We start from the raw sequence: 18,559 nt of genomic DNA on the forward strand, positions 1-18,559 counted from the left end.
TTTTGTGTTGTGTTTTTTTTGGTGTGCTGCATGCATGGGACAGGCACCCTGCGGTGCCCGACTCTCAGCTGCCATTTTCTCACACCACCGGCGCCCGCAGATTCTGCTGACGTCTAAATCTCGTCGAGCGTCTTGCCCGCCAACGCCGACCGCACGCTCTGGTCCATCCGGCGCGAGGCAAATTCTTCCGTACCCTGCGCCAGCGCCTCGACCGCCGCATGCAGCGCCGCCTGCGTGCCTTCCGTCGTCGCGGCCGCGGCGCGTACATTCGCCATCAGCGTCTCGATGCTGGCACGCTCAGCGCTACTCAACAAGCCGCTGTCGCCATCGAGCGCCGACTGCGTCGCCAGCAAAATGCGCTCGGCCTCCACCTGCTCTTCGCGCAGCGCGCGCATGCGCATGTCGTGTGACGCTTCGGTGTACGAGTCCTGCAGCATGCGCGCCACTTCATCGTCAGCCAGGCCGTACGACGGTTTGACGGTGATATGCGCTTCGACCCCCGAGCGCGTCTCGCGCGCCGCCACCGACAACAAACCGTCGGCATCGACCTGGTAGGTAATGCGGATGCGCGCAGCGCCCGCCACCATCGGTGGAATGCCGCGCAGTTCAAAGCGCGCCAGCGAACGGCAGTCCGACACCAGCTCGCGCTCGCCCTGCAGCACGTGCACCGCCAGCGCCGTCTGGCCATCCTTAAAAGTGGTAAATTCCTGGGCGCGCGCGCATGGAATCGTCGAGTTACGCGGGATGATTTTTTCCACCAGCCCACCCATCGTTTCGATCCCCAGCGACAGTGGAATGACGTCGAGCAGCAGCCAGTCGTCGCCGGCGGCGCGGTTGCCGGCCAGCAGATTGGCCTGGATCGCTGCGCCCAGTGCCACCACCTTGTCCGGATCGATATTCGCGTGCGGGATGGTCTTGAAGTAATCGGAGACGGCGCGGCGTACGTGCGGCATGCGGGTGGCGCCACCGACCATCACCACGCCGTCGATGTCGTCGACCGACACCGCGGCGTCGCGCATGGCCTTGCGGATGGCCGTCATGGTCTTGCCGACCAGGTGGCGGGTCATCTCGGTGAATGCTTCGGCCGTCACGTTCAGGTGCACCATGTCACCCGAATCGAGCATGGCATCGATGGTGGTGGCGCCATTGGTCGAGAGCAGCTCCTTGGCCTGGCGCGACTTGACCATCAGGGTGGCGGTGTCTTCATCCGACAGCGGCGGCAGCTTGGCATGTTCGACGATCCAGCAAAACAGCCGGTGATCGAAATCGTCGCCACCGAGCGCCGAGTCGCCGCCCGTGGCCAGCACCTCAAAGACGCCTTTGGACAGTTTGAGGATGGAGATATCGAAAGTGCCGCCACCGAGGTCATACACGGCAAACACCCCTTCACTGCCCTGGTCGAGCCCATACGCAATGGCGGCGGCGGTGGGCTCGGACAGCAGGCGCAACACGTTCAGGCCAGCCAGCTGGGCAGCATCCTTGGTGGCCTGGCGCTGGGCATCGTCAAAATACGCCGGCACCGTGATCACCGCGCCGACCAGTTCATCGCCCAGCGAATCTTCGGCGCGCTGGCGCAGCGTGGCGAGGATTTGCGCGGAGATTTCGACGGGGCTTTTGACGCCGGCGACGGTGCGAATCTGCACCATGCCGGGCGACTCTTGAAAATCGTAGGGCAGGTTTTCCGCGTGGGCGATATCGGCCAGGCCGCGGCCCATGAAGCGCTTGACCGACACCACCGTGTTTTTTGGGTCGACTGTCTGCTGCGCCTGGGCCTTGTGGCCGATGTGCGCGTGGCCATTGGGCAGATAGCGCACCACCGACGGCAGCAGCGGGCGACCGTCTTCATCGCTGAGCACTTCCGGGATGCCGCTGCGGACGGTGGCCACCAGCGAATTGGTGGTGCCCAGGTCGATGCCCACGGCCAGCCGGTGCTGGTGCGGTGCGGTGGACATGCCGGGTTCAGAGATTTGCAGAAGTGCCATAGACGTGGGGACGATCGTGATTGTGTTTAGGTGGGCGAAGAAAGAGGCGAACCGTTCGACGGTGCGCCGTGCACTGGGACGACGCTAGCGCCTTACACGTCGACAGCGTCGAACGCGTGCTGTAACTCTTCGCCGAATTTTTCGAGAAACATCAGGGCGCGCACGCCCTCGCCGGCGGCAACAAAGTCGCCACTATCGAGCTGGCGACCGACCTCGGCCAGCTGCGCCGCGCGCGCCTGGCGCACCTGGCCATCGAGCGCTTCGAGCGCACCGACGTCCGCGCCCGCGCGCGCCTCGCCCAGCATGTCGCGCCACTCCATCTGCTGCATCAGGAAGTCCAGCGGCATGGCCGTGTTCGATTCCGTTTGCAAATCGATGCCGTTCAGTTCGACCAGGTAGCGTGCCCGCTTTTGCGGGTTTTTCAGGGTTTGATAGGCTTCGTTGGCGCGCGTGGCCCACTGCATGGCAACGCGCTTTTCGGCGTCGCCGGCAGTGACGAAGCGGTCCGGATGGACCTGCCCCTGGACGTCGCGGTAAGCGCCGTCGAGGGCGGCGGCATCGATAGCGAAACGCACCGGCAGCTTAAACAGTTCGAAATGGTTCTGCATGGGCCAGTCGTTAGATGCGGAAGCTCTCGCCGCAACCGCATTCATCCTTGACCTGCGGGTTATGAAAACGGAAGCCTTCGTTGAGACCCTCGCGCGTAAAGTCGAGCTCGGTGCCATCGATATACGGCAGGCTTTTCGGGTCGACGAAGACTTTGACCCCGTGCGACTCAAAAACCTGATCCTCGACGGCCGACTCGTCGACATACTCGAGTTTGTAGGCCAGGCCCGAACAGCCGGTCGTACGCACGCCGAACCGCAGCCCGATGCCCTTGCCGCGGCGTTCGATGAAACGGTTGATGTGCTTGGCCGCTTTTTCGGTCAGTGTGATTGCCATGGTTTCTCCAGCGAGTTTATTACTGTACTTGGCTGCTCGTCAGGCCACAGCCGGGTGCTTGGTCTTGTAGTCCAGCACGGCTGCCTTGATGGCGTCTTCCGCCAGGATCGAGCAGTGGATTTTGACCGGTGGCAGCGCCAGTTCTTCGGCAATGGCGGTGTTCTTGATCGACAGCGCCTGGTCGAGCGTCTTTCCTTTGACCCATTCAGTTACCAGCGAGCTCGAGGCGATGGCCGAACCGCAGCCGTAGGTCTTGAATTTTGCATCTTCGATCAGGCCATCGGCGCCGACCTTGATTTGCAGTTTCATGACATCGCCGCAGGCGGGCGCGCCCACCATGCCGGTGCCGATGCTGTCGTCGCCCTTGTCGAAGGCGCCAACGTTGCGGGGATTTTCGTAGTGATCCAACACTTTGTCTGAATATGCCATTTTGATGCTCCTGAGTGGTAAGCGCCGCTGATCGCGGCGTGTTGGTGTACGTCGCTTAGTGGGCTGCCCATTGGATCGAAGCGATGTCGATCCCTTCCTTGAACATGTCCCACAGGGGCGACAGTTCGCGCAATTTGTGCACCTTCGACTTGAGCAGCTCGATGGCGAAATCGATATCGGCTTCGGTCGAGAAACGGCCGATGGTGAAACGGATCGAGCTGTGCGCCAGTTCGTCGCTGCGGCCGAGGGCGCGCAACACATACGATGGTTCCAGGCTGGCCGAGGTGCAGGCCGAACCGGACGACACGGCGATATCCTTGATCGCCATGATCAGCGACTCGCCCTCGACATAATTAAAGCTGACGTTCAGGTTGTGCGGCACGCGGTGGTCCATGTCGCCGTTGATGTACACCTCTTCGATTGCCAGCAAGCCCTTGGCCAGGCGGTCACGCAAGCCCTTGATGCGGGTGATTTCGCTGTCCATTTCTTCGCGCGCCAGGCGGAACGCTTCGCCCATGCCGACGATCTGGTGGGTTGGCAGGGTGCCCGAGCGCAAGCCGCGCTCGTGACCGCCGCCATGCATTTGCGCTTCCAGGCGCACGCGCGGCTTGCGTCGCACGTAGAGGGCGCCGATGCCTTTCGGACCATAGGTTTTGTGGGCTGTGAAGGTCATCAGGTCGACCTTGCTGTTGGCCAGGTCGATGACCATTTTGCCGGTCGCCTGCGCCGCATCGGAATGAAAGATGATGCCGCGCGCGCGGGTGATGGCCGCCAGCTCTTCGATTGGCTGGATGACGCCGATTTCGTTATTGACCAGCATCACCGAGACGAGGATGGTGTCGGGACGAATGGCGGCGGTGAGCTGCTCGACGGTGATCAGGCCGTTGGCCTGCGGTTCCAGGTAAGTCGCTTCAAAGCCCTGGCGTTCGAGATCGCGCACGGTGTCGAGCACGGCCTTGTGCTCGGTCTTGACCGTGATAATGTGCTTGCCCTTGGTTTTGTAGAACTGGGCGGCGCCCTTGATGGCCAGATTGTTCGATTCGGTGGCGCCCGAGGTCCAGATGATTTCGCGCGGGTCGGCGCCGACCAGCTTGGCCACTTCGACGCGCGCTTCTTCTACGGCAGCCTCGGCCGTCCAGCCGTACATGTGGCTGCGCGACGCCGGATTGCCGAACTGCTCGCGCAGGTAGGGGATCATCTTGTCGGCCACGCGCGGATCGATGGGCGTGGTCGAGGAATAATCCATGTAGATGGGGAAATGCGGGGCGGTCACAAAGCTGTGCTCGAGATTCTTGTCGAAGGGCGCGTTCATTTTTGTTACTCCAGTATGCTCAAACTTGCAGGTTCACTCTTGTACGGCGGCGGCGTGATTGCGGTGCAGTACCACGACGGCTTGTTCTACATTTGACTTGTGCTGCTGTTGGTCGACCAGGTCTTGCAGCGAGACGGAATCGAGGTAGTCGACCATTTTTTCGTTGAGCGTGGCCCACAATTCATGGGTCATGCAGTGGGCCCCGCTGAGCAGATCGGCACCGTGGCAATTGCCCTTGCCACCGCACTGGGTGGCATCGAGCGGTTCGTCGACGGCGATGATGATGTCGGCCACGGTGACCCGGTCGGCACTACGCGACAGGCTGTAGCCGCCGCCGGGACCGCGGATCGATTCGACGATTGCATGGCGGCGCAGCTTGCCAAACAGTTGCTCGAGATACGACAGCGAAATCGCCTGGCGCTGGCTAATGCCCGACAACGTGACGGGCCCCTTGCCCTGGCGCAGGGCAAGATCGATCATCGCAGTCACGGCAAAACGGCCTTTGGTGGTCAGACGCATCGCTTCCTCGGGGTCAATGATAAAATCCTGGCTCGGTACAACTTTCGCTCAACTGCCCGCATCGCTGTGCTGATGCCCTGAGTAGTTGATCGAATTAGTCAAGTATATCAAATCCCCGCGCGCTTGTCTTTTAGGGGCCGTTTTTGCCAGCACGCTTTTGCAGCAGCTGCATGGGGCCAAACAGCGCTTGCATGCCGGCGTGCTTGATGAAGCTCAGGTTATACGGATGTTCGGCGCACAGCTGCCCCAGGGCCTGTGCTTCCGGCAACTTTTTGAGCTGTTCCGCGATTTTTCCCCACAACACCAATTGGGCAGCGCCAGGGACCAGCGCGGCCAGCACGGTACGCAGGAACGGTTGCCAGGCGCGGGCGTCGATGGCGGGCGCCACGTGGGGACGAAACACCAGCGCGGCGTTGAGCAGCAAAAATCCTTCGTCCAATAAATTGTCCTGCAATTGCGCCAGGGTGGCGATCGAGCCTCCGGCGCGGGCGCGCGCCGCCGCCGGCGCCAGCGCGCTGCCAGCGGTGGCGTCGGCGTGCAGGCTGCCGTCGGCCACCAGCAGCATTTTCATGAAGTTGCGCAGGGACGTCGCGCGGTTGACCGCTTTTGACAAACCCGCCTCGCTCCACAACGCGCCCACCGCGCCATCCATGAAGCACACGCCGGTCGCCGACTGCGCGCGCGGGTACGGCCCCTCCCCCACCAGTATGTAGCGCACATTGGCCGGCGGCAGGCAAAAGGCGGCGAACAGCCGCCCTTCGGTGGGCAGGTAGCTGTCGAGCGCCAGCGCTGGCAGGTAAGCGGGGTCGGCGGCGGCGACCCGGTGCAAGCCGTCGATGAGGATGGGGCGCCAGGCGGGGTCGGCCAGGGCGACGGCGTCGACGATGGAGGCGGGCAGTGTGCTGTCGTGCATGGACGGCCGGGGTTCAGGTGGGTTCAGGTGGGTTTATAGTGGGACAGACACCCTGCGGTGCCAGTCCCCATCTGCACTACAGGCGGGCGCCGATCGGCCGGCCATCCTCAACACCGGCAGCGTCGTAGCGCACCACATCCTGATCGATGGCCCCAAAGATACTGGCGCCGTCTTCATCGAACATCTCGATGCGCACATTGTCGCCAAAGTTAAGGAACGGCGTGGTGGCCCCCCCCTTCTCGATCGTTTCAAGCATGCGCAGTTCGGCCAGGCAGCAGTAACCGACGCCGCCATGACCGATGCTCGAGCCATGCAGATTGCCCTGCCTGTTCGACACCGTGCCGGAGCCGATGATGGTGCCGGCCGCCAGTTCGCGGGTGCGCGCCGCGTGCGCGACCAGGCGGGCAAAATTGAAGGTCATGTCGTCGCCCGCATTCGGTTTGCCAAATGGAATGGTGTTGAGCGACACGTGCAGGGGCAGGCACAGCTTGCTGTCGCGCCACGCCGCCGCCACTTCGTCGGGCGTCACCGCCACCGGCGCGAAAGCGCTGGCCGCTTTCGACTGAAAAAAGCCGAAGCCTTTGGCCAGCTCGTTGGGGATCAGGTTGCGCAACGAGACATCGTTGACCAGCATCAGCAGGCGGATGGCGGCGGCCCCGGTGGCGCCATCGGCGCCCATCGGCACGTCGCCGGTGATGACCGCCACCTCCGCCTCGAAGTCGATGCCCCAGGCGGCGTCGAGCGCGTAAATCGGGTCCCACGGACCGACGAAAGCGTCCGAGCCGCCCTGGTACATCAAGGGGTCGGTATACAACGAGGCCGGCACCTCGGCGTGCCGGGCTTTGCGCACCAGCTCGACGTGGTTGAGATAGGCCGAACCATCGGCCCACTGGTAAGCCCGCGGCAGCGGCGAGTGGCAGTTCGATTCGATGAAGGTGTCGCCGTCTGCGGGGTCGGCATTGAGGGCGTCGTACACCGCCTGCAACTGCGGCGCCACCGTGGCCCAGTGGTCGAGGGCGAACTGCAGGGTGGGACTGATGGCCGGTACCCGGCGGCACACATGCAGCTTGCGGTCGACCACCACCAGCACGCCGTCGCGGCTGCCGTCTTTCAGGGTAGCGAGCTTCATGCGCGAGCCGCCAGGGGACGGGCGCGCGTGGCAAAGGTGCGGGAAATATTCATGGTCGAGGTCTCCGGGCTGTGCAAAGTGCCGCTATTAGAGTGCAAATCTGGCCATGATACAAAGGTTTTTTGCCGCGCTGCGCCACGGCAGCGCGCACCGGCTTTAACAATGACGCAAGGTTGCACGCCAGGCGTTGGCGAGGGACGACAAAATGTGTCGAAAAATACTGCAATCCGCAACGGGAGTCACAATTTCAGGGCGATTTTTTGGCGTTCTAGATTGCCCCATGGTAATGTATAACCACCAAATTCTCCATCTTCCCTGCCATAAATTGCCAAAAACGGTAGCGGGAGAGTGATTTCATCAATAAATTCACGGAAATGATATGGATACCCATTCCAGTGCTGGCGCCCACCCTGGCCAGCCCGCCACCATGGCGGAAGCGGTGCTCTACGCGATCAATCAAAGCCAAAGCCTGGTCGAGTTCGACCTCGACGGCAACGTCTTGCATGCGAATGACAATTTTTTACGCACCATGGGCTACGCGCTGGACGAACTGCAGGGCATGCACCACCGCCAGTTTTGCACACCAGACTATGCCGAGTCGCCCGCCTACCGCGCGCTGTGGGCAGGCCTGAAACGGGGTCAAGCCGATGGCGGCGAGTACATGCGGCTGACCAGGTCGGGCGCCACCGTGTGGCTGCAAGCGTCGTACAACCCGATCGTCGGCGCCGATGGCACGCCGTTCAAGGTGGTCAAGGTGGCCACCGACATCAGCGCCAGCAAGTTGCATGCGGCCGACGTTGAAGGGCGGCTGCAGGCGATCGACCGGGTGCAGGCGGTGGTCGAATTCGATCTGGACGGTCGCATTCTGCATGCCAACGACAATTTTCTCAAGGCGCTCGGCTACACGCGCGAGGAGGTGGTGGGCCAGCACCATCGCATGTTTTGCAGCAGCGAATTTGCCCATTCGTCCGAGTACTTGCTGTTCTGGGAACGGCTGGGGCGCGGCGAATTCAATGCCGGCCAATACCGCCGCATCGGCAAGGATGGCCGCGACGTGTGGATCCTGGCGTCGTACAACCCGATTTTCGATGCCGCCGGCAAACCGTGGAAGATCGTCAAGTACGCCACCGACATCAGCGCGCAAAAACGCCGCGATGACGATATCGAGGGCAAGCTCGCTGCCATCGGCCGCTCGCAGGCGGTGATCGATTTCGATTTGCGCGGCAATATCACGGCCGCCAACGACAACTTCCTGCGCGTCATGGGCTACCTGAAAGAAGACGTCATCGGCAAGCACCACAGCATGTTTTGCGATGACGAACAGGTACGCTCGAGCCAGTACCGCCATTTCTGGGCCGACCTGGGACAGGGCACGTTCCAGTCGGGACGCTTTCGCCGCCGCGCCAACCATGGCGGCGAGGTGTGGATCCTGGCCACCTACAATCCCATCTTAGATAGCGACGGCCAGCCCTGCAAGGTGGTCAAGTTCGCCATGGATATCACCGACCAAGTGGCGCGCGAGACGCTGATCGCCGACAAGGTCAAGGCCATGAGCGAGGTGCTCGACGGCCTGGCGCAATCGGTGCGTTCGATCGCCACCAGTTCGCAGCGCACCAGCGAGATGGCCACGCAGACGCGCGACCAGGCCGCCGACGGCACCCGCCTGCTGACGCGCTCGCGCGAAGCGATCGCCGCCATCGAGCAGTCGTCGAAGGATGTTCACGACATCATCGATACCATCAGCGACATCGCTGGCCAGACCCACCTGCTGGCGTTTAACGCCGCCATCGAGGCGGCGCGGGCGGGCGAGCATGGTCAGGGCTTTTCAGTGGTGGCCGACGAGGTGCGCAAGCTGGCGGAAAAATCGGCGATGGCGGCGCGCGAAATCGCCAAGCTGATCACCGAAACGGTCAGCCGGGTCGACGAGGGCAGCCGCCTGGCGGCCGATGTCGAACAGGCCTTTGGCCGCATCGTGCAATCGGTGGAAGCGACCTCCAATTCGATCGGCCAGATCCATCACGCCACCAGCACCCAGGACAGCGCCACCCAGGACGCCGCCACCCTGCTGGCCGACCTCGAACGCACGGCGCTGGCGGCCCGCTGATGGTCGCCGGGCAAACCGGCGCGATGGCCGCCGCCGCTGAGCGCGTTGATCTGGTTTTGGTCGAGATCGGCGCCGTGCTGGTGGCGGTGCCGGTACAGCACGTGGTGCATGGTTTGCCGTGGCCGCAACGGCTGGCGCCGCTGCCGCGCCGTGACAGTGCGGCCTGCGGCGTTTTCGAATACCAGGGCCAGCAGTTGGCCATGCTCGATCTGGCCCGCTGGCTGGCGCTGGGCGGCGCCCCGCGTTCGCACGCTTACCCGCGCGCGCTGATCGTGCGCGATGCCGGCCTGACGGTGGCGTTTGCCGTCGACGCCGTGCGCGGTCTGCAAAAATTCGGCGCCGACGCCATCACCCAACTCAGTCACGACGACAACGCCGAGGAGCTGTTTCACAGCGTGGCGCGCTGCGCCGACGGTGACGTCGCTAATCTACTCGACATCGGACGGCTGATGGCGCTGGCACGTACCTGGAGTGCCGATGCCGGTGCCACTGCGGTTGCCACGGGGGCGAGCGCGCCAGCGGCGGCGACCAGGCAGCGGCAACGCTGTGCGCTGATCGCAGGCCGCGGCTGCCAGATCGCTTTTCCGGTGACCGATCTGATGGCGGTGATTGACGCGCCGCCGCTGGCGCGCATCCAGTCTGCCCTGAGCGAAGGGGTGGCGCAATGGCGCGGGCGCCATGTGCCCGTCACCAGCATCGCCAAGTGCCTGCCCGCGCTGGCGCTGGCGCCAGTTGCGCTGGCAGCACCGCCCCTGCTGGCCGTGTTCGAACGCGATGGGCTGGCACTGGGCATACTGGTCGAGCAGGTGCCCGTCATCGGCACTGTGGCCGCAGGTGCGGCCGTCACTGCCGATGACGCCGGGGTCAGTGCGATCACCGATGACGGCGGCGGCCTGGTGCAGCTGGTCGACATGGATGCACTGTATGCCCGTTTTCCGGAGCGCGTGCTCAGCCATGCAGCCAGCATCGCCCTTGGCAGTCCGCTCAGCGCCCGCCTCGGCGGCGCCAGCACCAGCCCGACCAATGCCTGCAGCCATATCGTGTTCGACGCCGGCGGCATGGCATCGACCCCGATCGACGGCATCGAAGCGGTATTGCCATTGCCGCCGCTGGCGGCCGGCGCCACCCACATGGCGTGGCGCGGCGCGGCGCTGGCCTTGCGCGACCTGCGGGCGGCGGCCGGCCATCAGGCGCCGGCGCGCGGCACGGTGATCGTGGCGCAGGGCGCAGCAGCGCCGGTTGGATTTATCGTCGACGCCGTCCACGCCCTGGTACAGGCGCGCGCGGGTCGGCTGTCGCGGCTGTCCTTGCCGGGACAGGGTGTGGTCGAGCTGCTCAGCACCGAGTCGGCCAGCGGCGCCGTCAGCTACAGCACGCGCGACCTGGGACAGCTGGCGCGCGCAGCGAACTGAACAGCGGCCAGCATCCGGGCGCGGCAGTGATAGCGCCGGTTAGAACAGGTCGAGCTGCGCGCCGCCCTTGCCTGCTGCCCTGGCTGCCGCCGGCACCACTCGTGGCCGCACAAATTGCGAACAGTCGAGCTGCTCATGGCGGCGGCCATTGACGCTCAAGCCATAGCGGGCGGCGGCGCGGGTAAAGCGCTGGCGAATCAAGTCGGCCCAGACGCCCTCGCCATGCATGCGGGTGGCGAAGTCGGCGTCGTAATCTTTGCCGCCACGCATCTCACGGACGCGGTTCATCACGCGCTGGGCGCGCTCGGGAAAATGCGCCTGCAGCCACTGCTGGAACAGGGTGTTGACTTCCCATGGCAGGCGCAGCACGGTGTAATGGGCGCCGCTGGCGCCGGCCTGTGCAGCCGCCTGCAGGATCTGTTCGATCTCCGGCTCAGTGACAAAAGGAATGATGGGCGCCACGCTGACACTGCAGGCGATGCCGGCATCGACCAGCGTGCGGATGGTGCGCAGACGGCGCGCCGGGCTGGCCGCGCGCGGCTCGAGCGTGCGCGCAATGGCCGGGTCGAGCGTGGTCAGGGTAATGGCAGCCATGGCCAGCCGCCGTTGTGCCATTGGCGCCAGGATGTCGATATCGCGCTCGATCAGCGAGGACTTGGTGATCAGGCCAACCGGGTGCGCGCATTCGCGCAAGACGTCGAGCAACTGGCGCGTCAGCCGCAGCGACCGTTCGCACGGCTGATATGCATCGGTGTTGACACCCAGCGCGATCGATTGCGCCACATACGCGGGATGGGCCAGCTCGCGGCGTAACAGGTCGGCGCCATTGACCTTGGCGAACAGCCGGGTTTCAAAATCGAGCCCCGGCGACAAGCCAAGATAACTGTGCGAAGGACGCGCAAAGCAATAGATGCAACCGTGCTCGCAACCCCGGTAGGGATTGATGGAGACATTAAAAGGAACGTCGGGCGAAGTATTCCTGCTGAAAATGGTTTTGGCAAATTCCTCGGTGACGATGGTCGGCAGCGGCGCCGCCGCGTCGGCGCCGTTGTCGCGGTCGTTGCCGTTGCCGTGGCCGTCGTCACGGCACCCGTCAGTGCGTGCGTGCTCACCAGGGTGCTCACCTGCGTGCTCACCTGCGTGCTCACCTGCGTGCCATCCATCACCGCCGTCGCCCCAGCCATCATCGACCCGCTCGCGCGCATCAACCTCGAAGCGCCCCTGCACATTCGATACCGCACCACGCCCCTTGCGTGCGACCAGGGGGCGCGGTGGCAGCATCACCTGCTCGTAGACGGGCTCTACGCTACGCTCTCGCTGATCGGCCACTTCTTGCTCCACACTGTACATTTATACAGTGTGGTACCCCTGCCCGCGACCGAATTCAAGCGCGCTACGCGACCAGCCTCAATTGCTGCAATTGCCGTTGCGGGCGCCGCACACGGTACGGAACAGCTGCACCCAGCGGGCGTCGAGGATGGAGGCGCCCTGCACTTTCGGCTCTTCGCTCACATAACCATACGAGGTGACGCCGACCACGCGGTTGCTGGCGGCCTGGATGCCGCTGCCGCCACCCGTTTGCACAAGCTGGAAGTTTTGCACCCACGGCCCGCCACTGGAGCCGCCGCGCGCATCGGAACCGTATTCGACGTTGTTCGGCTCGGTGGCCTGGAAGCTGGCGCTGGCGACGACCTGCATTTTTTGGCAATCGTCGAGGTTGCACGGATAACCGAGCTTGGAGGTGTGGTTCGGCAGCAGGCTGTTGGTTTGCCAGCCCAGCCAGCCCGTGACGCTGCCCAGCTTGACGGCGGGCCCGCCGCTGGCAATGGGCTGGTCGTCAAATTCGATCATGGCGTAATCGGCCGCATTGGGCACTTCGTCGTTACCGGTGGCCCAGGTATAAGTGGTGCTGACGAAGCGCCAGTTCCACGCCTTGAACGGCGCCACGCCGTCGCGGTAGGCTGGCACGAAGACAAAATCGCTGTAGAAGCCGGTCGCCAGATTGCCCGAATGGACGCAGTGGCCGGCGGTGGCGACCACCCGGCGCTGGATCACTGACGCCGAACACAGGTAGGGCAAGCCATTGATCGAAAAGAACAGGGTGCCCACCGTGCGGTAAGGGAAAGCGCGGTCGGCGGAGAACGGTGCGGCTGCACCGGTGAACAGGGGGAACACGCGGCTGCTGGTGTAATAGGCACCGAAGCTGCCGGCAGCGGTGGGGGTCGCTTGCAGCGACGCCTCAACAGCACTGTGCACGGGGCCGCCGCTCGGGCCAGCCGTGGAGCCATGCTGATCGGGCGGCGCGTACAGCGTTTGTGCAGGTGCGTTCAGTTCAAGGGTGGGCAGGCCGGCATCGCTCGACTGCGGCTTGGCAGTCGACGGTGGCGCCAGGCTTTGGTGGCGCTGACCGGGTGCCGCCAGCGGCAGCGCCAGCGGCTTGGCGGCCTTGAAGCGGGCCGCCGTCCAGTAGGTATTGGGTAACAGTTGCGACATGGTGTTGGCTTTACTGACCGGTCCCGGGTCGGGCGCCGCCTTGGCCAGGCCAGCACCGGCCATCAAGCAGGCCGACGCCAGCGCGCCAGCCACCCACAGAGCTTTGTTCATGTTGATCCTCGCATTCGTGAAAAATCAGGGAGCTGCGAGACGATGGTAGCGGCTCATGCGAGGCGGCTTGGCGCTATCGGCACGGGGCCTGATCATGCTCAAGCATTGCCGCTGTTACTATGCTAGCAGCAATGAGTTTAGGAAATTTTAAGGGGCGTTGCGTGCGGCGTAGCCGGCCTGCTGGTCGACGAAGCCATCGAAGGCGGCCAGCAGGCGCGCCAGCGCCGCATCGGCCCCATCGGCGGCGCCCCCGTGCAGGCTGCGCAAGGCATAGGCAGCAGCTTCGAAGCTCGACAACTGGTCGGGCGCATGCGCCTTGCGGATGCGGTAGTGCGAAGGCGGCATATCGCGCAGCGCCAGGCGCGGCAAGACGGCCAGCTGGGGATTGAGGTGCAGCATCTTGCGGCTCTTGCGCCAGGTGCCATCGAGCAGCACCAGGCGCAGCGCGCTGGGCGGCACGCCGGCGCCGGTCGTGGTGGCGTCGCCGTCGCCCGGATAGAGCAGGCAGGGCGTGCGGCCGTCGGCATAGAGGTGCGCGTCGAGCAGCGCCCCGTCAAAGGTCTCGCCAGTGAGGATGACACTGCCGGGAATGCACAGGTGTAGCAAACGGGCGCTGCCCTTGGCGTTGGCCACTTCGAGCGGATGCTGCAAGATTAACAGGCTGGTGTCGAAGGGCACGGCGGCGATCCAGCGACAGATGCAGCTCGTCTGCGCACGCGCGCAGGTGGCGCAGATGGCGCGCGCAGGCGGTGAGGCGATCAGATTGGGCATCGGCGCAGCATACCCAGCGGCGCTGCCGGGCGCAATGGCGCTGCCCTTAAAACTCTTCCCATTCATCCTTCGATGCCGACGATGAGGCCGGTGTTGATGGAGATGCTGATGCTGATGCTGATGCTGATGGCGATGTTGATGCTGCGGCTCGCTTGCGTGCCGCCGGCGTGCTCGCCAATGCTGCGCGCGGCGCTGCTGCGACGGGCTTGGCTGGCACCGCGCGCGCCAGCGCGGCCGCAGCAATGGTCGTGGTCGCGCGCGCCGAAGCCGCCATCGTGTGCAGCTTGAACACCCCCACCACCGCCGTCAGCCGCGCCGCCTGCTCCTGCATGGAGCCGGCCGCTGCCGCTGCCTGTTCGACCAGAGCGGCGTTCTGCTGGGTCACCGAGTCCATCTGGGTGATCGCCATATTGACTTGCTCGATACCCTCGCGCTGTTCTTCGCTGGCGGTGGTGATCTCGTTCATGATGTCGGTCACGCGGGTGATGCTGGTCACCACTTCGTCCATGGTCTGGCCGGCCTGATTGACCAGGCGCGAGCCGGCGTCGACCTTGTCGACCGAGTCGCCAATCAAGGTCTTGATTTCCTTGGCGGCCGCGGCCGAGCGCTGGGCCAGGTTGCGCACCTCGGAAGCGACCACGGCAAAACCGCGGCCCTGCTCGCCCGCTCTGGCAGCTTCGACGGCGGCATTGAGCGCCAGGATGTTGGTTTGAAAAGCAATGCCATCGATGACACTGATAATGTCGACAATCTTGCGCGACGATTCATTGATCGACCCCATGGTGGCGACCACCTGCGACACCACCGCGCCGCCGCGGCTGGCCACTTCGGAGGCGGTAATGGCCAGCTGGTTGGCCTGGCGCGCATTGTCGGCGTTGAACTTGACGGTCGAGGTCAATTCTTCCATCGACGAGGCGGTTTGTTCGAGCGCGCTGGCCTGCTGTTCGGTGCGGCCCGACAAATCCATGTTGCCGGCGGCGATTTCACTGGACGCCGTGGCGATCGTTTCCGTGCCCTCGCGTACCTCGCCGACGATGCGCACCAGGCTGTCGTTCATGGTTTTCAAGGCGGCCATCAGCTGCCCCGTTTCGTCGCCGCTGGACACCGTGATGACACTGGTGAGGTCGCCCGCCGACACCGTTTCGGCCACCCGCACCGCTGCGCGCAGGGGAATCGTGATGGCGCGGGTGATCAGCACGGCGAACGCCGCGCCAATGAGCACCGCCAGGGCGCTCAGGGCGATCATCATCGTGCGCGCGCTTTCGTACTGCGCACGGATGGCGACGGCGGTGTCGTCGACTTCGCGGCGCTGCTCGACCGCCATCTTGTTCAACGCTGCCAGGTAGGCGCTGCGCTTGCCCACCATCTCGGTGGTGTAGATTTGCTTGGCCGCGTCGAGGTTGCCAGCGGCCTTTTCCTTGAACACCCGCGCGCGCGCACTGGTGTAACTGACGCGGGTCGACAGGACCTCCGCCAGGCGGGCTTTTCCGGCCGGCTGGTCGAGCACTTCGGTGAGCTTGTTTTGCACTTCGGTGGCGCGCGCGGACGACGCCTTCATTTGCGCTTCGACTGCGGCCTGGTCCTCGTTGTCGCCCGCCAGGTAGGCCGTGGAGGTGCGCGCCGCATTGACTTCGACCACCTGCTGCCATTCATTCATCAGGCGTTCATTGCGTACCTGATCACGCACCAGCTCGCCCGTCAGCGCGCTGGCGTGGTCCATCCGCACCATGGCATAGATGCTCACGCAAATGAGCAAAGCGAGCACGGCAGCAAAGCTGAGCGACAGGCGCAGGCCGATATTGAGATTTTTCATGGCGCGACGAGATTGGTCTAAAGAAACTTTATGGTAGCAGTAAATCACCGTCGCGCACCAAATTGTTGCATTAAATCAAGGCTTTTTCATCACGGTTGTGACATTCGCGCTCACGACGGCGGGCTTTGCAGGCTCGATTGCCAGCCGCCGCCAAGGGCGCGGAACAGGTCAACCCGCGCCGCCAGCACGGCCGCGCGCAGCTGCAGCACGGCCTGGTCGGCGGCGAAGGTGTTGCGCTGGGCATCGAGTTCTTCCAGGTAAGACGCATAGCCATTCGCATAGCGGTTGTGGGCCACGCGCAGCACCTCGGCCGCCGCCTGCTGGCGCTGCACCGTTTCGGCCAGTTGCTCATCAAGACGGTGCACGGCAGTCAGGGCGTTGTCGCTGTCGGCAAAGGCATTGCGCACCACGCTGGCGTAACTGAGGATGGCGCGGTCGCGGCTGGAGGCGACGATGTCGGCCTGCGCCTGCAGGCGGCCGCCATCGAGCACCGGCGCGAGGATGCTGCCGCCCACGCTCCACAACAGGTAAGGGGCGTTGAGCAACTGGGTCAGCGAATAGGCTTGCAAGCCGGTCGAGGCATTGAGCCGCACGCTGGGCAGCATCTGGTCACGCGCGGCGGCCAGGCTGGCGTCGGCCGCCACCATGGCCAGCTCGGCCTGGACAATGTCGGGACGCCGCCGCAGCAGACTGGACGGCAGACCGGCGGCAATCACCGGCGCCGCCAGTTGCTCGAGCGGGGCGCCGCGGGCAATCACGGCGGCAGCGCTGCCGACACTGGTGCCAATCAGCACGCTCAAGGCATTTTCCTGCTGGGCGATGCTGCGTTCGAGCTGCGGCACCGCGGCCGCGGTGACATGGTATTCGGCCTGCGCCTGCGACCAGTCGAGGCGCGAACTGTAGCCGACCTCGAACTGGCGCTTGGCCAGCGCCAGCGAGCGTTCGCGCGATACCAGGGTGGCCCTGGCCAGCGCCAGCTGGGCGTCCAGCCCGCGCAGGTTGAGGTAGCCGGAGGCGGTGGTCGCCGCCACCGACAGCGCGGTGGCCGCCGCCAGTGCCTGCGCCGTGCGCAGATCGGCGCGCGCCGCCGTCAGCGCGCGCGCATTTTTGCCAAACAGATCGAGCTCGTAACTCGCTTGCAGGTTGCCGGCCAGCGAAGTGGCTTCGACCGGCGTGCCGAAAGCGCCGATGGCGCGCGCGCGCGCCGGCGACACGCCGGCATTGAGGGTGGGCGAGCCGGCGCTGTCAGCCAGGCGGATGCGCGCTTCGAATTCCTGTAGACGGGCAATTGCAAGCTCTACATCGGCACTTTGCGCGAGCGCCCGCGCCACCAGCTGGGCCAGTACCGGGTCGCCAAAGGCTTGCCACCAGATCGTCTCAGGGGCAGCCGCATGGGCCGGGTCCGGCGCAGCGGCGCTGCGAAAACTATCTGGAATGTCGAGCTGCGACGGTGGCGGCGGCGCCGTGTTGAGGGGCGTGCAAGCGGCGAGTGCGAGCAGGACTGCGGGCCAGGCGAGCACATCCCTCCAGCGCGGCGCGCTCATCGCTGACCAGCGCTGGCGGCGGGCCGCACAGCGGTATCGATATTGGCCACCACCGACATCCCCGGGCGCAGCGCGGCGGCCAGCGGCTGCTGCGGGTCGATGCTGATGCGCACCGGAATGCGCTGGGCGATCTTGACATAGTTGCCGGTGGCATTGTCCGGCGCCAGCACGGAAAACTCGGAACCGGTGGCCGGCGAAATACGCTCGACATGGCCCTTCAGGCTGGCGTTATTGAGGGCATCGATGCTCAGGCTGGCGCTCTGGCCGACTGCCACCATCGCCATTTGTGTCTCCTTCAGGTTGGCGATCACCCACAGTTGGGTCGGCACGATGGCGGTCACCTGGGCACCGGCGTTAACGTAAGCGCCCTGGCGCACCGTCACCTGGCCCAGCTGGCCGTCGCGCGGCGCCAGCACGCTGGTGTTCGACAGATCGATGTCGGCGAGCTTGAGCGCCGCTTCGGCACCGGCCACCGCCGCTTCCAGCGAGCCGCGGCTGGTGCTCACCGTTTGCAGGCTCTGGCGGGCGATCTCGAGTGCGGCGCGCGCCTGGGCGCCGCCGGCCACGCTTTGCGCCTGGGCGGCGCGGGTTTGATCGCGTTCGCGCGCCGACAGCGAGCCGTCGGCGGCGAGCTCTTCGACACGGCGGGCGTCGGCAGCGGCGCGCGCCGCCTGGGCGTCGGCGTTGGCGACCGCCGCTTCGCTCTGGCGGATGGTCGCTTCAGCACTGCCGCGGGCGTTGGCCGAATTGGCCAGCGCCGCCTTGGCCGCTGCCAGCTGGGCGCGCGCCTGGTCGACCCGCTGGCGGTAGATACGGTCATCGAGCCGCATGATCAGGGCGCCCTGCCGCACCGGCTGAAAATCCTGCACGGCCACTTCGGTGACATAGCCCGACAACTGCGGGCTGATCATCGTTACCTGACCGCGCACCAGGGCGTTTTCCGTGCTTTGCATGGTGCTGTGAAACGGCGGCAAGTTCCAGGCATACAGCACCACCAGCGCGCCGACGACGGCGATGCTGCCGAAAATGAGGGCGCTAAAGAGAACCTTGCGGCGCGCGGTTTCGGGAGGAAGAGGAGCTTTCAT

The 18,559-nt window shown here is 64.9% G+C and carries 16 protein-coding genes; 2 read left to right on the forward strand and 14 right to left on the reverse strand.

Annotated features, from left to right (window positions below; genetic code table 11):
* Positions 1-113: 113 nt before the first annotated feature.
* The 8 genes from hscA to ACP7BZ_RS01105 form a co-directional block, all read right to left on the reverse strand.
* Positions 114-1,982, reverse strand: coding sequence for a Fe-S protein assembly chaperone HscA (gene hscA / locus ACP7BZ_RS01070; protein ID WP_426109794.1), 1,869 nt, complete (start codon positions 1,980-1,982; stop codon positions 114-116).
* 92 nt (positions 1,983-2,074) lie between these two features.
* A complete protein-coding gene (gene hscB / locus ACP7BZ_RS01075) occupies positions 2,075-2,590 on the reverse strand; it encodes a Fe-S protein assembly co-chaperone HscB (protein ID WP_426109795.1) in 516 nt (171 codons plus the stop codon).
* A 10-nt stretch (positions 2,591-2,600) separates the two neighbouring features.
* The gene (iscA, locus tag ACP7BZ_RS01080) at positions 2,601-2,924 is read right to left on the reverse strand and encodes an iron-sulfur cluster assembly protein IscA (protein WP_426109796.1); all 324 of its coding nucleotides are present in this window, start codon (positions 2,922-2,924) and stop codon (positions 2,601-2,603) included.
* Between the two features lie 39 nt (positions 2,925-2,963).
* Complete coding sequence (gene iscU / locus ACP7BZ_RS01085) at positions 2,964-3,353, reverse strand: Fe-S cluster assembly scaffold IscU (protein WP_426109797.1); 390 nt, start codon at positions 3,351-3,353, stop codon at positions 2,964-2,966.
* A 55-nt stretch (positions 3,354-3,408) separates the two neighbouring features.
* Positions 3,409-4,665 (reverse strand): IscS subfamily cysteine desulfurase, encoded by a 1,257-nt coding sequence (locus ACP7BZ_RS01090; protein WP_426109798.1) that lies wholly within the window; start codon positions 4,663-4,665, stop codon positions 3,409-3,411.
* Positions 4,666-4,698: 33 nt separating this feature from the next.
* Positions 4,699-5,184, reverse strand: a complete 486-nt coding sequence (gene iscR, locus ACP7BZ_RS01095; protein WP_426109799.1) for a Fe-S cluster assembly transcriptional regulator IscR — start codon at positions 5,182-5,184, stop codon at positions 4,699-4,701.
* Between the two features lie 130 nt (positions 5,185-5,314).
* Entirely contained in the window at positions 5,315-6,097 is a 783-nt protein-coding gene (locus ACP7BZ_RS01100) for a uracil-DNA glycosylase (protein ID WP_426109800.1), read from the reverse strand.
* Positions 6,098-6,173: 76 nt separating this feature from the next.
* Positions 6,174-7,226: a fumarylacetoacetate hydrolase family protein gene (locus ACP7BZ_RS01105; RefSeq protein ID WP_426109801.1), complete on the reverse strand. Its 1,053-nt coding sequence runs from the start codon at positions 7,224-7,226 to the stop codon at positions 6,174-6,176.
* Positions 7,227-7,605: 379 nt separating this feature from the next.
* On the opposite strand from ACP7BZ_RS01105, the gene ACP7BZ_RS01110 reads away from it, so the two are divergent.
* Both ACP7BZ_RS01110 and ACP7BZ_RS01115 read left to right on the forward strand, forming a co-directional pair.
* The gene (locus tag ACP7BZ_RS01110) at positions 7,606-9,330 is read left to right on the forward strand and encodes a methyl-accepting chemotaxis protein (protein ID WP_426109802.1); all 1,725 of its coding nucleotides are present in this window, start codon (positions 7,606-7,608) and stop codon (positions 9,328-9,330) included.
* On the forward strand, positions 9,330-10,742 hold the full coding sequence (locus ACP7BZ_RS01115) for a chemotaxis protein CheW (RefSeq protein ID WP_426109803.1): 1,413 nt from the start codon (positions 9,330-9,332) through the stop codon (positions 10,740-10,742). The genes ACP7BZ_RS01110 and ACP7BZ_RS01115 overlap by 1 nt, the downstream gene beginning before the upstream one ends.
* Before the next feature lie 39 nt (positions 10,743-10,781).
* Here the strand turns inward: ACP7BZ_RS01115 and ACP7BZ_RS01120 are convergent, their stop codons facing one another.
* The 6 genes from ACP7BZ_RS01120 to ACP7BZ_RS01145 form a co-directional block, all read right to left on the reverse strand.
* Complete coding sequence (locus tag ACP7BZ_RS01120) at positions 10,782-12,023, reverse strand: PA0069 family radical SAM protein (RefSeq protein WP_426110492.1); 1,242 nt, start codon at positions 12,021-12,023, stop codon at positions 10,782-10,784.
* Positions 12,024-12,149: 126 nt separating this feature from the next.
* The gene (locus ACP7BZ_RS01125) at positions 12,150-13,346 is read right to left on the reverse strand and encodes a hypothetical protein (RefSeq protein WP_426109804.1); all 1,197 of its coding nucleotides are present in this window, start codon (positions 13,344-13,346) and stop codon (positions 12,150-12,152) included.
* Between the two features lie 147 nt (positions 13,347-13,493).
* The gene (locus ACP7BZ_RS01130; RefSeq protein ID WP_426109805.1) at positions 13,494-14,117 is read right to left on the reverse strand and encodes a tRNA-uridine aminocarboxypropyltransferase; all 624 of its coding nucleotides are present in this window, start codon (positions 14,115-14,117) and stop codon (positions 13,494-13,496) included.
* A gap of 46 nt (positions 14,118-14,163) precedes the next feature.
* Positions 14,164-15,930, reverse strand: coding sequence for a methyl-accepting chemotaxis protein (locus ACP7BZ_RS01135; protein ID WP_426109806.1), 1,767 nt, complete (start codon positions 15,928-15,930; stop codon positions 14,164-14,166).
* 110 nt (positions 15,931-16,040) lie between these two features.
* On the reverse strand, positions 16,041-17,450 hold the full coding sequence (locus ACP7BZ_RS01140; protein ID WP_426109807.1) for an efflux transporter outer membrane subunit: 1,410 nt from the start codon (positions 17,448-17,450) through the stop codon (positions 16,041-16,043).
* Between the two features lie 20 nt (positions 17,451-17,470).
* Positions 17,471-18,559: an HlyD family secretion protein gene (locus ACP7BZ_RS01145; protein ID WP_426109808.1), complete on the reverse strand. Its 1,089-nt coding sequence runs from the start codon at positions 18,557-18,559 to the stop codon at positions 17,471-17,473.

Origin of the sequence: Massilia sp. PWRC2 (assembly GCF_049896725.1) — a bacterium.
Taxonomy (GTDB): domain Bacteria; phylum Pseudomonadota; class Gammaproteobacteria; order Burkholderiales; family Burkholderiaceae_D; genus JAFCUW01.